Here is a 13455-nt window from a genome sequence, read left to right as displayed (position 1 = left end):
GCCGCCTCAGGGCGGCTTTTTATTTTTTAATATTAGTGCATTAAGTGGTTCTGAGCGGTGTTTTGCCTATCTGTTACACCCATGTTTCAATCCGTTACAAAGATTGAGTTGTGCCTTTTTTGGCAAAACCTTAACTCTCATCCGCAACACGGCCCCGAGTGGCCGGAAACAGTGGAACGAGGCGCAACGTGCAGAATACGCTCAAGGCATCGGTAGCATTCGAAGGGGTCGGCCTGCATTCCGGCAAGCCCGCACGCATGGTCCTGATCCCGGCTCCGGCGGGGCACGGCGTCGTCTTCAAGCGCACCGATATCGCATTGGGCAACACTGTGCTTCCCGCCCGCTGGGACCTGGTCGAGCGCAGCCCGCTGTGCACCCGCCTGGTCAATGAAGCCGGTGTCAGCGTCTCCACCATCGAACATATCATGGCGGCCCTGGCCGGCTGCGGCGTGCACAACGCGCTGATCGAGATCGACGGGCCGGAAGTGCCGATCGTCGATGGCTCCTCGGCACCGTTTGTGCGCGGCATCATGAAACACGGTGTGCAGCGCCAGGGTGTGCCCGCGACCGCCTTTGAAGTGCTGAAGCCGGTAACGGTGGAACGGGACGGCGCCCGCGCCACCCTGCTGCCGTCCGACCGTCTGACCATCGAATTCCACATCGACTTTGCCGAGGCCGCAATCGGCCGCCAGAGCAAGGTCCTGGACATGCGCAACGGCACCTTTGCGCGTGAGCTGTGCGACAGCCGCACCTTCTGCCGCCAGGCGGATGTTGAAACCATGCAGGCCAACGGCCTCGCTCTCGGCGGCGTGCCGGGCGAGAACGCAATTGTGTTCGACGGAGAGCGGGTCGAAAGCGGCGCAGGGCTGCGCCACATGGATGAGCCTGTTCGCCACAAGATGCTGGATGCGCTTGGTGATCTGGCGCTGGCCGGGGGGCCGGTCTTGGGGCGTTACGTTGGTGAGCGCGCGGGGCACGCGCTGACCAACACTTTGCTGCGTGCCTTGTTTGCGGAGCCGGGTGCGGTCCGGGCCGTCGCCTGCGATGCAGCGATGACCGCACGGCTGCCGGGACAGGGACTGATCTGGTCGGAAATTCCGGCCGAGCAGCGCCGCGTGGCATAAGGCAGAGACTAAAGAACGAGCGGACAGACTGGCCCGGGACCCAATTGTCCCGGGTCTTTTCCTTTCTGCCCCGCCGGCAAGGGGCGGCTGGCCTTGACCCGGCCAATCTTTCTCTGCCATGTGAACGCGGAAGTGGCAAAAGGCGTTTTGCGCCCCAATTGAATATGCTAGAGACGGCATAACCGGGGCGCACACCCGTAAGGCAATGACGGTGAGGTTAGGCACTATGAACGGCATCAGGGCAGGAGCCAAAACCCTCGGCGCAATCCTTCTGATGGCAGCCTTGGCGGGCTGCGGCGGAGACGGCGGCGCCGTCAAGCGGGGCGAGTCGCTGGAAGCCTTCTCGCCGGAACAGATCTATGAGCGCGGCGAGTTCGAACTGGCCAACAGCCGCCCCAAGGATGCGGCATACTATTTTGCCGAGATTGAGCGCCTGTACCCCTATTCCGAATGGGCCAAGCAGGCTGTGATCATGCAGGCCTTCGCGCATCACGGCACCAAGGACTATGAAAACAGCCGTGCCGCTGCGCAGCGGTTCATCGATTTCTACCCGGCGGATGAGGATGCGGCCTATGCCCAGTATCTGCTGGCGCTGAGCTATTACGACCAGATCGACGAAGTGGGGCGCGACCAGGGGCTGACCTTCCAGGCGCTGCAGGCGCTGCGCACCGTGATCGAGGTTTATCCCGACAGCGAATATGCCAATTCGGCGATCCTGAAGTTTGACCTGGCCTTTGACCATCTGGCGGGCAAGGAGATGGAAATCGGCCGCTATTACCTGCGCCGCGGCCACTACACTTCGGCGATCAACCGGTTCCGGGTGGTGGTTGAGGAGTTCCAGACCACCAGCCACACAGCAGAGGCGCTGCACCGCTTGGTCGAAGCCTATCTGTCGCTGGGCCTGACCGGCGAAGCGCAGACTGCAGCTGCAATTCTGGGCCATAACTTCCAGTCGACTGAATGGTATGAGGACAGCTACCGCTTGCTGACGGCCAATGGGCTCAAGCCGAAGGACCGGGGCAACAACTGGCTGAGCCAGATCTACCGCCAGACTATCAAAGGGCAGTGGCTGTAACGGCCGCTGCGGCACGGGGGCAGGGCGATGCTGCGCGCGCTTGATATCCGGGATATCCTGATCATCGATCACCTGGAGCTGAACTTTCAGCCCGGCCTCAATGTGCTGACCGGTGAAACCGGGGCGGGCAAGTCGATCCTGCTCGACTCTTTGGGTTTTGTGCTGGGCTGGCGCGGCCGGGCCGAGCTGGTGCGCCAGGGTGCCAAACAGGGCGAAGTGCTGGCAGAGTTCGAGCTTGCCGACGGTCATCCCGCCCATGCCATTCTTGAGGAAGCCGGGCTGCCGGGCGGCGATGAGCTGATCCTGCGCCGGGTGAATACGGCGGAAGGGCGCAAGACCGCCTGGGTCAATGACCGGCGCTGCTCGGGCGAGGTGCTGCGGGCTTTGTCGGAAACCCTGGTGGAGCTGCACGGGCAGCATGATGACCGCGGGTTGCTGAACCCGCGCGGCCACATGGCTTTGCTGGACCAATACGCGGATGTGCAGGGCCTGCTGGCACAGGTGCGCTCTGCTTGGACCGGTGCCGCCAAGGCGCGAAAGACAGTAGAGGCCACCCGGGCCGCCTTGGAGGCGGTGCGGGCCGAGGAGGAATTCCTGCGCCATTCGGTGGGAGAGCTGGACAAGCTGGACCCGCAGGCGGGCGAAGACGAGGCGCTGGACACCCGCCGCCGCCAGATGCAGGCGGCCGAGCGCATCCGCGGCGACATCGCCCGTGCCCACGCGCTGCTGAGCGAAGGTGCGGAAGGCGCCATGGGCGAGGCACAGCGCTGGCTGGAAGGCGTCACGGGCCAGGAAGAGGATACCGGGCTGGATGAGCCGCTGGCCGCACTCTCCCGCGCGATGATCGAGCTGGGCGACGCTCAGGACGGGGTCGAGCGGGTGCTGGATGCTTTGGAGTTCAACCCGGGCGAGCTGGAAGACTGCGAAGAACGGTTGTTTGCGATCCGGGGCTTGGCACGCAAGCACGACGTGCAGCCGGATGAGCTGGCAAGCTATGCCGAAACTTTGCGCGCCAAGCTGGCAGCACTTGATGCGGGCGACCAGAACCTGGCGGATCAGGAAGCTGCTCTGAAAGCGGCGGAGGCCGCCTATTTGCAGGCGGCAAAGCAGCTGGGCGCGGTGCGCCGGCAGGCGGCAGCGGCGCTGGACAAGGCGGTGATGGCGGAGCTGGCGCCGCTGAAGATGGAACGCGCGGTGTTTGAAACCCGCATCACCACCGCTGAGCCGGGGCCAGAGGGCATGGATGCGGTGGCCTTTACCGTGGCCACCAATCCGGGCGCGCCGGCTGGCGCCTTGAACAAGATCGCTTCGGGCGGCGAGCTGAGCCGGTTTCTGCTGGCACTGAAGGTCTGCCTGCGCGGTGAAGACGCCAGCAAGACGTTGATTTTCGACGAAATCGACCGCGGTGTCGGCGGTGCGACCGCAGATGCTGTGGGCCGCCGCTTGCGCAGCCTTGCGGGCAGCGGCCAGGTGCTGGTGGTGACCCATTCGCCGCAGGTGGCGGCTCTGGGCGGCCATCACTGGCAGGTGCGCAAACAGGTGGTCGACGGCATGACCCTGTCGCAGGTGGTGCCGCTGGCGGACGGCGAACGGGTGGACGAGCTTGCCCGAATGGTGTCAGGTGATACGATCACCGATGAGGCCCGCGCTGCGGCCCGCGCATTGCTGGCCGGGTAACCGCCCCAAAAGCGGCGCCGGGTGAGGGTTCCTTAACCGGATTTATGGCAGTTTTGCGCCATTGAAAACAAAAGATCCGCTGGCAGGCTATGGTAGAAGAAATCCGTTCGTCCCTTTCCGCAATGCTTGTCCAGTGGCTGGCCGGCCTGAAGGATATCTGGCGGGTGCTGCGCCATCGCGGCCCGAGCCAGTTCCAGTTCTGGCTGATCGCCTTGCTGATCGGCATTGCAGCAGGCTTTGCCGCCCTGTTTTTCCGCAAGGGGATCACGGCGCTGCAGGGCTGGATCTACGGCGCGCCGGATGTGCATTACCTGCATTCCTTTGCCCAGGATCTGCCCTGGTACACGCTGGTCGGTATTGCAGCCGGTGGCGGGCTGGTGGTTGGCCTGATCCTGGACCGGTTCACGCCGGACGGGCGGGTGCGCTCGGTCGCTGATGTGATCGAGGGCGCGGCGCTTAATGATGGGCGGGTCGAGCACAAGGAGGGGCTGGCCTCAGCGCTGGCGTCCTTTATCACCCTCTCGACCGGCGGCTCTACGGGGCGCGAGGGGCCGGTGGTGCATATGGCCGGCGTCATTGCCACCTGGGTCAGCAATCGGATCAACGCCGATGGCATCACCGGGCGCGACCTGCTGGGCTGCGCCGTGGCGGCCGGCGTCTCCGCCAGCTTCAACGCGCCGATTGCGGGTGCGCTGTTTGCGATGGAGGTGGTGCTGCGGCATTTCTCGGTCAATGCCTTTGCGCCGATTGTGGTGGCGTCAGTGGCAGGCACCGTGATCAACCGGCTGGAATACGGCGATGTTACCGAATTCACCCTGCCGACACCGGGGGCGCTGCAATTCTATGTGGAGCTGCCGGCTTTCCTGATCCTTGGGCTGATTTGCGGCCTGGTGGCGGTGGCGCTGATGAAAGCGATCTTTTTTGCCGACAAGGTGGGCAACACGGTGCAGCAGCGGCTGCATCTGCCGCGCTGGCTGCGTCCGGCGGTGTCCGGTGCCATGCTGGGCGTGATTGCCGTCTGGTACCCGCATATCATCGGCGTTGGCTATGAAACCACCGTGCTGGCGCTGACCGGCGGCTTGCTGCTGGGGCAGGCGGTGATCTTTACCGCGGTCAAGACCGCGGCTGTTGCCATCACCATGGGCGGGCGCATGGGGGGCGGAGTGTTCTCGCCCTCGCTGATGGTCGGCGCGCTGACCGGGTTGGCGTTTGGCCTGATTGCTACGGCGGTGCTGCCGGACGTGTCGGGCACCCATACGCTTTATGCTTTTGCCGGCATGGGGGCGGTTGCCGCGGCGGTGCTGGGGGCGCCGATTTCCACCACGCTGATTGTGTTTGAGCTGACCGGCGACTGGCAGATCGGCCTTGCCGTGATGGTGTCGGTGTCGATGTCCACGGCTTTGGCTTCGCGGCTGGTGGACCGGTCTTTCTTCCTGACCCAGCTGGAAAAGCGCAACATCCACTGTGCGGCCGGCCCGCAGGCCTATCTGCTGTCGCTGATCCGTGCAGGCGCCGTGATGCGGCCGATGGGCGACAGCCGCTGCGCCACGCTGGAGGATTGCCGTGAAATGCATGAGCAGGGGCTGTGCATCCGCGCCTCCGCCTCGCTGGAGGCCGCGATGCCGGTGTTTGAGCGCGCCGACGTGGCCTATCTGCCGGTGATGATGGAAGAAGGCGGCACCGAGGAGATCATCGGTGCGCTGTATCACGTGGACGCGCTGAAGGCCTACAACCGGGCGCTGGCTGCCACCGCCGCGGAAGAACACAGGTAATGCTCCTGCCATCTGAGGTTGCTAACGGGGAAATTTCCCGCACCTCTCCCCTGACCTGTGAGAAATCCGCTACAGGTGCGGGATTCCGGTAAAGGGATTATTAAGAAATTAGTTGCCCTGCGATAACGGCTGTCTCAACAATAAGTGAGCGACATAGCAAGACTTACTCACTTCGGTTGGAAAATCATGCGCAATTTCGAAATCGGCCCAAAAGAGGCTGATACGAACATGAAGGCGGACGAGCGGGCAAATGAACGGGCGGCACTGGAAGCGGTAATCAACTACGCCATCCAATGCGCCCGGGAAACGGATGTGCTGGGCGCAGGTGATGCGCTGGAGGAAGCCAGGCTGAACCTCAGCCGCACAGTGCTTACCTGATCCGGTCTCTCACCCCAGAAAGGAAGCTGGCATCCGGTCAAGGTGCCAGGCGGTTGTTCTGTACCTTCTGCCGGGGCAGGTACAGCGGGCCTTGGGCTGCCGGCATCCCTGAAATGCAAAACACCGGCGCCTGAGCGCCGGTGCTGGAATTTCCCGCTGTCTGCCCAATGGGGCGGTCGCAGGCCGGAGCAGATCAGACCTGCTCCACTTTCACGGAGTCGCTCAGGACAAAGGCCAGATAGCCCTTGATTTCGGCAACTGCTTCGATCGGATCCTCATAGCTCCAGGCGGCGTTTTCGGTCACCGAGGATTTGTTGGCGATCGAGTAGTAGCTGGCGTCGCCCTTGTGCGGGCAATGGGTGGTCTTGTCGGTCTTGTCGAAAAAGGCCATCGCCAGATCTTCGCGCGGGAAGTAGATGACCGGATCCAGATCGCCCTCCGACAGCTCCAAAGCGTTGGCGGTTTCCCCCAACACGGCGCCGCCGGAACGGACGGTCCAGGTGCCTTCGGCCTTGCGGATACGGATATTGGTCATGCGTGTTTTCCCATTCTCTTCGTTCGTGTCGTCTTTTGCTCAGTCTATGTAACAGCCTATGTAACAAAGGCGTGTCACAAGGGGGCAGTTGCGGCATCAAGCCACGCCTTTGCGGCGGGGCTGAGCTGCGCTGCGGTCTTTTCAACCACCTCCCTGTGATAGGCGTTCAGCCAGTCCTTTTCGCAGGGCGTCAGCATTGCCACGTTTACCAGCCGCCGGTCAATGGGGGCAAAGGTCAGGGTGCGCCAGCTGAGCATTTCGCGCTCCGGGTCGCTGGTCTCCAGCGCCGGGGCTTCTTCAGCAACGATCAGGTTTTCGATGCGGATGCCAAAGGCGCCCTCGCGGTAGTAGCCGGGCTCGTTTGACAGGATCATGCCAGGTTCAAACGGCACATGGCTGGTGCGGGCAAGGCGTTGCGGCCCCTCGTGCACACTGAGGTAAGCGCCAACGCCGTGGCCAAGCCCGTGGTTGAAGTCCTGGCCTGCCAGCCACAGCGGCATTCTTCCGATCGCCTCGATATCGCGGCCTGCCAGCCCCTTGGGCCAGCGCAGGCGGGACATGGCGATCATGCCCTGCAGCACGCGGGTGAAGGCGGCGCGCTCCTCATCGCCGGGCGTGCCGATGGCAATGGTGCGGGTGATGTCGGTGGTGCCGTCCAGATACTGGCCGCCGCTGTCCAGCACCAAGAGGTGGCCGTCCTCAAGCCTGGTGTCTGTCTCATCCGTCACCCGGTAATGCATGACGGCGCCGTTCTCGCCGGTGCCTGCGATGGTCTCAAAACTGATATCGCGCAGGGCTGGGTCCTGACGGCGGAATTCCTCCAGTTTCTTGACCACATCAATCTCGGTGAGTGTGCCGGGCGCCTGGGCATCGAGCCAGGCCAGCAGTTCGATTACGGCGGCACCATCGCGCAGGTGGGCAGCGGCGCTGCCTGCGATCTCAGCTGCGTTCTTGCGGGCTTTGGGCAGGGCACAGGGGTCGCCTGCCGGCACCAGCCGCTCTCCCAGCGCGTCGGCCACGATCTGCGGCAGAGTGCTATTGTCCGCCGCGACTGAGCCGTTGAGTGCGGCAGCGGCCTGCAGGAAGTCTTCTGGCGCGTGCAGCGAGACCGAGGGGCCGAAATGCCCCTCAAGGCCTGCGAGCTTCTCCGCCGCCATGAACAGATCTACGCGGGCGTCGCTGTGCAGGATGGCAAAGCCATGCGCCACCGGGTTGCGCGCCACATCGCCGCCGCGGATGTTGAGCAGCCACATGATGCTGTCAGGCAGGGTGATGATAGCAGCCGCCTGGCCTGTTTCCTGCAAGCCCTTGGCCAGGCGGGCGCATTTGTCTGCGGCGCTTTCGCCTGCGTAGTCAAGCGGGTGGGCCGCTACCGGCTGCATCGGGTGCGCGGGCTGATCCGCCCAGATGCGGTCCACCAGGTTGCCGCATTGCACCAGGGTGATGCTGCTGCCCTTTAGCTCGCGGGTGAGCGCTGTGATCTGCCCGGCGGCATGCAGCCAGGGGTCAAAACCGACCTTGCCGCCTTGCGGCAGCTGTTCTTTCAGCCAGTCCGCCAGCTGCACCTCCGGCCAGGGCACGGGCGTGAAGTCGGCGGCCACCTGCCGCTTTACCTGGGTGCGGTAGCGGCCGTCGATGAAGACGCCGGCGGTCTCCTTGAGTACAGCGCAGAAGCCGGCTGAGCCGGTGAAGCCTGTAAGCCAGCCCAGGCGTTCGTCGCGCGGGGCGACATATTCGCCCTGGTGCGCATCGGCGCGGGGGACCAGAAAGCCGTCGAGGTTTTCGGCGGCCAATTCCTTGCGCAATGCTGCCAGCCGCGGCGGGCCCTGCTCCGGGCGCGCAGTCACATCGAAGGTCTGATACATGGGGCAACTCTCCTGCTTGACGGGCGGGGCGGCTGGGGACGGCGGTCCCTGGCGGCAAAGAAAAGGCGCGGAAGCCTCCGCGCGTTCCTTCTTGTCCCAAATCGCCCCGCGGCTGGCAAGCCCGGGCGGCGGAGAATGACCGGGACCTTGCGGAACTATCGGACCGGGGGGGCGCTCCCGCCCGTTCTCAAGGCATCAAAGATGCCCTTCGCCCGGTTGGGCCGGGCACCGGAGGCCGAGGCCTCCGGTGCCGCCGCGCGCGGATGCGCGCGGCCACGCCCAAGGCTTTTGACGGCATCTTAGATGCTGGCCAAAGGCGCGGGAGTGCTCCGTTTGCGCCTTTAGCAGCGTCCGTTGTCAGCTGGCGCGTTTCATGCCCATGACGCGGGCGCGGGCGCGCGGATCGCTGTCAAAAAGGGCCGCCAGCTGTTCGGTCATGGCACCCGCCAGCTGCTCGACGTCGGTGATCGTCACCGCGCGCTGGTAGTAGCGGGTCACGTCGTGGCCGATGCCAATCGCCAGCAGTTCCACCTGCTTCTTCTTCTCCACCATGGCGATCACGTCGCGCAGGTGTTTTTCAAGGTAGTTCGCAGGGTTCACCGACAGCGTCGAATCGTCCACCGGCGCACCGTCCGAGATCACCATCAGGATCTTTCGGGCTTCCTGGCGGTGCACCATGCGGCGGTGGGCCCATTCCAGCGCCTCGCCGTCGATGTTTTCCTTCAAGAGCCCCTCTTTCATCATCAGGCCGAGGTTGGCGCGGGTGCGGCGCATCGGAGCGTCGGCGCCCTTGTAGATGATGTGGCGCAGATCATTCAGGCGGCCAGGCTGCTGCGGGCGGCCGTCGTTCAGCCAGGCCTCGCGCGCCATGCCGCCCTTCCAGGCGCGGGTGGTGAAGCCGAGGATTTCGACCTTCACGTTGCAGCGCTCCAGGGTGCGGGCCAGAACGTCGGCGCAGATCGCCGCGATCGAGATCGGGCGGCCGCGCATGGAGCCGGAGTTGTCGAGCAGCAGAGTCACCACGGTGTCGCGGAATTCGGTGTCTTTCTCGACTTTGAAGCTGAGCGGCGTGGTCGGGTTGGCAACCACCCGGGCGAGGCGGCCGGCATCGAGGATGCCTTCCTCGCGGTCGAATTCCCAGGAGCGGTTCTGCTGCGCCTGCAGGCGGCGCTGCAGCTTGTTGGCAAGACGCGATACCGCGCCCTTCAGCGGTTCCAGCTGCTGATCGAGATAGGCGCGCAGGCGCTCCAGCTCTGCAGGTTCGGCCAGGTCCTCGGCGTTGATTTCCTCGTCGTGGGTGTCGAGGAACACCTTATAGTCCGGATCGGCCTCGGAGGCAGGCGGCGGCGCGGGCGGCTCCAGCGGCGCTTCGCCGTCGGGCATCTCCACGTCTTCGGCCAGCTCCTCGTCGGCCATCTCGTCCATCGAGACCTGGGCCTGGCTTTCGTCCTGCTGCTGCTCCTGGCTTTGCTCAGGGGAGGCGTCGGCCTGTTCCTCTTCCGAGTCGTCCTGGCCGGTGCTGTCCGGGTCCTGCTGCTCCTCGGCGTTGTCTTCGGCCTCGTCGCCCGTGTCGTCGTCCAGCTCGTCCGGATCATCGCCCAGCTGGTCGCCATAGCCGAGGTCGGAGATCACCTTGCGCGCCAGTTTTGCAAACTCGGCCTGGTCGGCAATGGTTTCGTCCAGGTTTTCCAGCGTGCCGCCGGCCTGGGATTCGATGAAGCCGCGCCACAGCTCCATGATGTTGGAGGCGCCTTCCGGCAGCTCGCGGCCGGTCGCCAGGTGGCGCACCAGGAAGCCTGCGGCGGCAGCCAGCGGCGCCTCGGAGGAGGATTTCATCTGGTCGTAGCCGCGGCGGATCGACTCGTTGCGGATCTTGACGTCGATGTTCGAAGCAGTGCCGGGCATGTGGCGTGCGCCCATCGCCTCGCAGCGGGCGGTTTCCATCGCCTCATAGAGGTCGCGGGCCATTTCGCCCTGCGGCACGTATTTTGCGTGGGTGGCGTCGTCGTGGAACTTGTGGCGCAGTGCCAGCGCATCGGCGGTGCCGCGGGCCAGCAGCACTTCTTCGCGGGTCATCCGGCGGGAGACCTGCGGCAGCCGCATTGAATCGCCCGACAGCCCCGAAGGGTCGACGGTATAGCTCACCGACAGCTCCGGGTCGTCGGCCATCACCTTGGTGGCTTCAGCCAGCGCCTTCTTGAACGGATCGGCTGGGTTGTCGTTTGGCTTTTTCATGGTCGCACCTTATCCGCTTGTCAGCATCGCCTTAGCCTCCGGTAAAGTCCAGTGGGCGGGCTGCGGTTAGGGCAGCGCCCGTCCCGGCGGGGCAGGAAGCGAAGCGCCCGCCCCGTGGGGGGCGGGTCGGGCGCTGCCCGGCCTTTCGGCCGGGCGGCACGTCAAAATCAGCCCAGCGAGACGCTCGCGGCGCTTTCCGGCAGCTCTTCGTCGAAGCAGCGCTGGTAGAACTCGGCCACGGTCTGGCGTTCCAGTTCGTCGCATTTGTTCAGGAACGACAGGCGGAAGGCATAGCCCACATTGCGGAAGATCTCGGCGTTCTGGGCCCAGTTGATCACCGTCCGCGGCGACATCACGGTCGACAGATCGCCGTTCATGAAGGCAGTCCGGGTGAGGTCGGCAACGGTCACCATCTGGGAGATGGTCTTGCGGCCCTCGGCCGTGTTGTAATGCGGTGCCTTCGACAGGATGATCGCAGCCTCGGCGTCGTGGCTCAGGTAGTTCAGGGTCGAGACCAGCGACCAGCGGTCCATCTGTGCCTGGTTGATCTGCTGGGTGCCGTGGTAAAGGCCGGTGGTGTCGCCGAGGCCAACGGTGTTGGCAGTGGCGAACAGGCGGAAGAACGGGTTCGGGGTGATGATCTCGTTCTGGTCCAGCAGGGTCAGCTTGCCGTCATGCTCCAGAACACGCTGGATCACGAACATCACGTCGGCGCGGCCTGCGTCGTATTCGTCGAATACGATGGCAACCGGGTTGCGCAGGGCCCAGGGCAGGATGCCTTCGTGGAACTCGGTCACCTGCTTGCCGTCGCGCAGCTTGATCGCGTCCTTGCCGATCAGGTCGATCCGGGAGATGTGGCTGTCCAGGTTGACGCGGACAGAAGGCCAGTTCAGGCGGGCGGCAACCTGTTCGATGTGGGTCGATTTGCCGGTGCCGTGGTAGCCCTGGATCATCACGCGGCGGTTGTGGCTGAAGCCGGCCAGGATGGCCAATGTGGTTTCCGGGTCGAACTTGTAGGTGTGGTCCATTGCCGGCACCCGGTCAGAGCCTTCGGCAAAGCCCTTGACGGTCATATCCGTGTCGATCCCGAACACATCGCGGACCGAAATTGTTTCGGTCGGTTTCGCATTCATGTCTACAAAGCCGTCGGTCATCCCAGTCGATCCTTATCTCACTTCCCTGCCTTCAGGGTCCAATCCGCGGGATTGGTGCCCGATCTGGCGCGCGCGCGCAAGGGAAAGTCGCGCCTCAAACCAGCTGAAGATGCGATTGGATGGGAACTGGACAGTCGGAAGCGGGGCTTGCAACGAAACTGCGCCCCCGGCCGGGCAGCAGGGGGCGCGTATCGCCGGCTCTTGTCAAGCTTCGGGGGGGTATGCTGCGGCCGGCTCATATTTGCGTAGCCGGCGGCGGGAAGGCTTCAAAGCAGAATGTTCGGAAATGTAAATTTTCGGCAAAAGACCGCCCATGGCTGCGGCGGCCACGGGCAGTTTTCAGATAACAGCCAGGAGAGCTGATCCGGGGTTCAGGCGGCCAGCGCAGGAGGTCCGAATTCCTGTTCAAAGGTGAGGCCGGAGCCAAGCCCGAACTCCAGCCCGGTGAGCATGGTGATTTCCCGGCGCATGTCCTCAGGCAGGTTTCCGGGTTTGGCATAGGCGAGGCAGATCCTGTCAAAGGCGCGGAAGCGGATCGGCATTTCTCCGGCCGTGAGGACCTGCCCGAACAGGCCGCTGGCACGGATCCGGCTGGTGACTTCCTGCAGTTCGGCTTCGGGGCCTTCGAGCAGGAAATGGACGGCATCCTCTTCGCGGATCATCAGGCCGGTGACGCCGCCGCGGCGGCAGTGCGGGCGGGTTGCGTTGATGAATTTGCCAATGTCCTGATGGGACAGGCCGGCGGCGGCGGTGGCTTTGAGGGTAAGGCGGTTCATGGTCTGTCTCCTGTGCGGGCGGGGCTGTGCGGGCGAAGATTTTCGATAAATTCAATCTATACGGGATTCGCGTGCTCCGCCTGCCTGCAAAGGGATAGAAACAGCGCCCCGGACGGAGCAAAGGCGCCAGCAGCTATCCCAAAGGATAGACAGCTGGACTTCAGAATGCAGGCCTCCTGCGGTGAAAAGGCCGGAGGTCAGGCTTCAGCGGCAGGAGCCGGTGTGGCGGAAGGGGCTTCCCGCGGTGCAACAAGTTCTGCAGCCAGCCCGTGCAGAAGGCTGCGGACCGATTCCTCGGCCTGGTCGCGGGATTTCTTGCCGCGCAGCTTGCGGGCCAGCGCAGAGCCGCGGGCGGCGGCCTCCTGCGTCAGCAGCAGCAGGGCGATCTCTCGCAGATGGTGCAGAACCTGCTCTGCCTCATCCCTGGCCGGCAGCGCTGCCAGTCCGTCCGGGGCTGGGCAGCCGGCCAGCAGCGCCTTGAGATCCTGCCCGTGTTTCGAGGCCTCGGCCCGGGCGATGCAGATTTCAGTCATCGCGGCCATTCCGGAAAGAAAACTGCCTGCCGGAAGGCGGGCCGATTGCTGCGAGTAGCCGGCTTGCCGCTCCACGAGGATGTCCTGCCGGTCCGGGTCGAAGGACAGAGCCAGCCCCTCAAGCGCCACTTCAGAGGCGGCTGGCAGGCCTGCGGCGGCGCGCAGGCAAAGCGCTTCAGTGAACAGAACAAGCTGCACCAGGCCCTCCGGCGGCACATCGCAGGAAATGCGCTGGATGCCGCTGCGCCCGGCAGGTTTGAATTTGAGCGCGAGCCGGGCACTGCCGTCCGCCCGCGCTTCCATCGAAAAAATCTTGGCTGGCATGGCGCGA

Annotated in this window: 11 protein-coding genes; 5 read left to right on the top strand and 6 right to left on the bottom strand. The window is 64.4% G+C overall.

The window, feature by feature from the left end; genetic code table 11:
• The first annotated feature begins 188 nt into the window (after nt 1-188).
• From lpxC to RA20_RS17705, 5 genes are all read left to right on the top strand, one after another.
• Nucleotides 189-1124, top strand: coding sequence for a UDP-3-O-acyl-N-acetylglucosamine deacetylase (gene lpxC, locus RA20_RS17725; protein ID WP_039131774.1), 936 nt, complete (start codon nt 189-191; stop codon nt 1122-1124).
• Between the two features lie 226 nt (nt 1125-1350).
• Complete coding sequence (locus RA20_RS17720) at nt 1351-2199, top strand: outer membrane protein assembly factor BamD (RefSeq protein WP_039131772.1); 849 nt, start codon at nt 1351-1353, stop codon at nt 2197-2199.
• 27 nt (nt 2200-2226) lie between these two features.
• On the top strand, nt 2227-3876 hold the full coding sequence (recN, locus tag RA20_RS17715; protein WP_039131769.1) for a DNA repair protein RecN: 1650 nt from the start codon (nt 2227-2229) through the stop codon (nt 3874-3876).
• An 89-nt stretch (nt 3877-3965) separates the two neighbouring features.
• Nucleotides 3966-5648 (top strand): chloride channel protein, encoded by a 1683-nt coding sequence (locus tag RA20_RS17710; RefSeq protein WP_039131766.1) that lies wholly within the window; start codon nt 3966-3968, stop codon nt 5646-5648.
• A 186-nt stretch (nt 5649-5834) separates the two neighbouring features.
• Complete coding sequence (locus RA20_RS17705) at nt 5835-6026, top strand: hypothetical protein (RefSeq protein ID WP_039131764.1); 192 nt, start codon at nt 5835-5837, stop codon at nt 6024-6026.
• Between the two features lie 193 nt (nt 6027-6219).
• Here the strand turns inward: RA20_RS17705 and RA20_RS17700 are convergent, their stop codons facing one another.
• The 6 genes from RA20_RS17700 to RA20_RS17675 all read right to left on the bottom strand — a co-directional run bounded on the left by RA20_RS17700 (nt 6220) and on the right by RA20_RS17675 (nt 13448).
• A complete protein-coding gene (locus RA20_RS17700; protein ID WP_039131762.1) occupies nt 6220-6561 on the bottom strand; it encodes a DUF427 domain-containing protein in 342 nt (113 codons plus the stop codon).
• Nucleotides 6562-6635: 74 nt separating this feature from the next.
• Nucleotides 6636-8426, bottom strand: a complete 1791-nt coding sequence (locus tag RA20_RS17695) for an aminopeptidase P family protein (RefSeq protein WP_039131760.1) — start codon at nt 8424-8426, stop codon at nt 6636-6638.
• Between the two features lie 357 nt (nt 8427-8783).
• The gene (gene cobT, locus RA20_RS17690; RefSeq protein ID WP_039131757.1) at nt 8784-10661 is read right to left on the bottom strand and encodes a cobaltochelatase subunit CobT; all 1878 of its coding nucleotides are present in this window, start codon (nt 10659-10661) and stop codon (nt 8784-8786) included.
• Between the two features lie 167 nt (nt 10662-10828).
• Nucleotides 10829-11815: a cobaltochelatase subunit CobS gene (gene cobS / locus RA20_RS17685; RefSeq protein WP_039131755.1), complete on the bottom strand. Its 987-nt coding sequence runs from the start codon at nt 11813-11815 to the stop codon at nt 10829-10831.
• 371 nt (nt 11816-12186) lie between these two features.
• The gene (locus RA20_RS17680) at nt 12187-12591 is read right to left on the bottom strand and encodes a BLUF domain-containing protein (protein WP_039131752.1); all 405 of its coding nucleotides are present in this window, start codon (nt 12589-12591) and stop codon (nt 12187-12189) included.
• Nucleotides 12592-12788: 197 nt separating this feature from the next.
• Entirely contained in the window at nt 12789-13448 is a 660-nt protein-coding gene (locus RA20_RS17675) for a hypothetical protein (protein WP_052249054.1), read from the bottom strand.
• Between the last annotated feature and the right edge of the window lie 7 nt (nt 13449-13455).

The organism is Leisingera sp. ANG-Vp (genome assembly GCF_000813725.1).
Classification (GTDB): domain Bacteria; phylum Pseudomonadota; class Alphaproteobacteria; order Rhodobacterales; family Rhodobacteraceae; genus Leisingera.
The sequence above is the reverse complement of the archived record's forward strand: the minus strand, read 5'-3'. Positions and strand labels throughout refer to the sequence as shown.

What these genes read in the sequence shown, in the direction of transcription:
- RA20_RS17720 (WP_039131772.1), top strand. Translation starts at nt 1,351, where the DNA reads ATGAACGGCATCAGGGCAGGAGCCAAAACCCTCGGCGCAATCCTTCTG.
- recN (WP_039131769.1), top strand. Translation starts at nt 2,227, where the DNA reads ATGCTGCGCGCGCTTGATATCCGGGATATCCTGATCATCGATCACCTG.
- RA20_RS17710 (WP_039131766.1), top strand. Translation starts at nt 3,966, where the DNA reads ATGGTAGAAGAAATCCGTTCGTCCCTTTCCGCAATGCTTGTCCAGTGG.
- RA20_RS17705 (WP_039131764.1), top strand. Translation starts at nt 5,835, where the DNA reads ATGCGCAATTTCGAAATCGGCCCAAAAGAGGCTGATACGAACATGAAG.
- RA20_RS17700 (WP_039131762.1), bottom strand. Translation starts at nt 6,561, where the DNA reads ATGACCAATATCCGTATCCGCAAGGCCGAAGGCACCTGGACCGTCCGT.
- RA20_RS17695 (WP_039131760.1), bottom strand. Translation starts at nt 8,426, where the DNA reads ATGTATCAGACCTTCGATGTGACTGCGCGCCCGGAGCAGGGCCCGCCG.
- cobT (WP_039131757.1), bottom strand. Translation starts at nt 10,661, where the DNA reads ATGAAAAAGCCAAACGACAACCCAGCCGATCCGTTCAAGAAGGCGCTG.
- cobS (WP_039131755.1), bottom strand. Translation starts at nt 11,815, where the DNA reads ATGACCGACGGCTTTGTAGACATGAATGCGAAACCGACCGAAACAATT.
- RA20_RS17680 (WP_039131752.1), bottom strand. Translation starts at nt 12,591, where the DNA reads ATGAACCGCCTTACCCTCAAAGCCACCGCCGCCGCCGGCCTGTCCCAT.
- RA20_RS17675 (WP_052249054.1), bottom strand. Translation starts at nt 13,448, where the DNA reads ATGCCAGCCAAGATTTTTTCGATGGAAGCGCGGGCGGACGGCAGTGCC.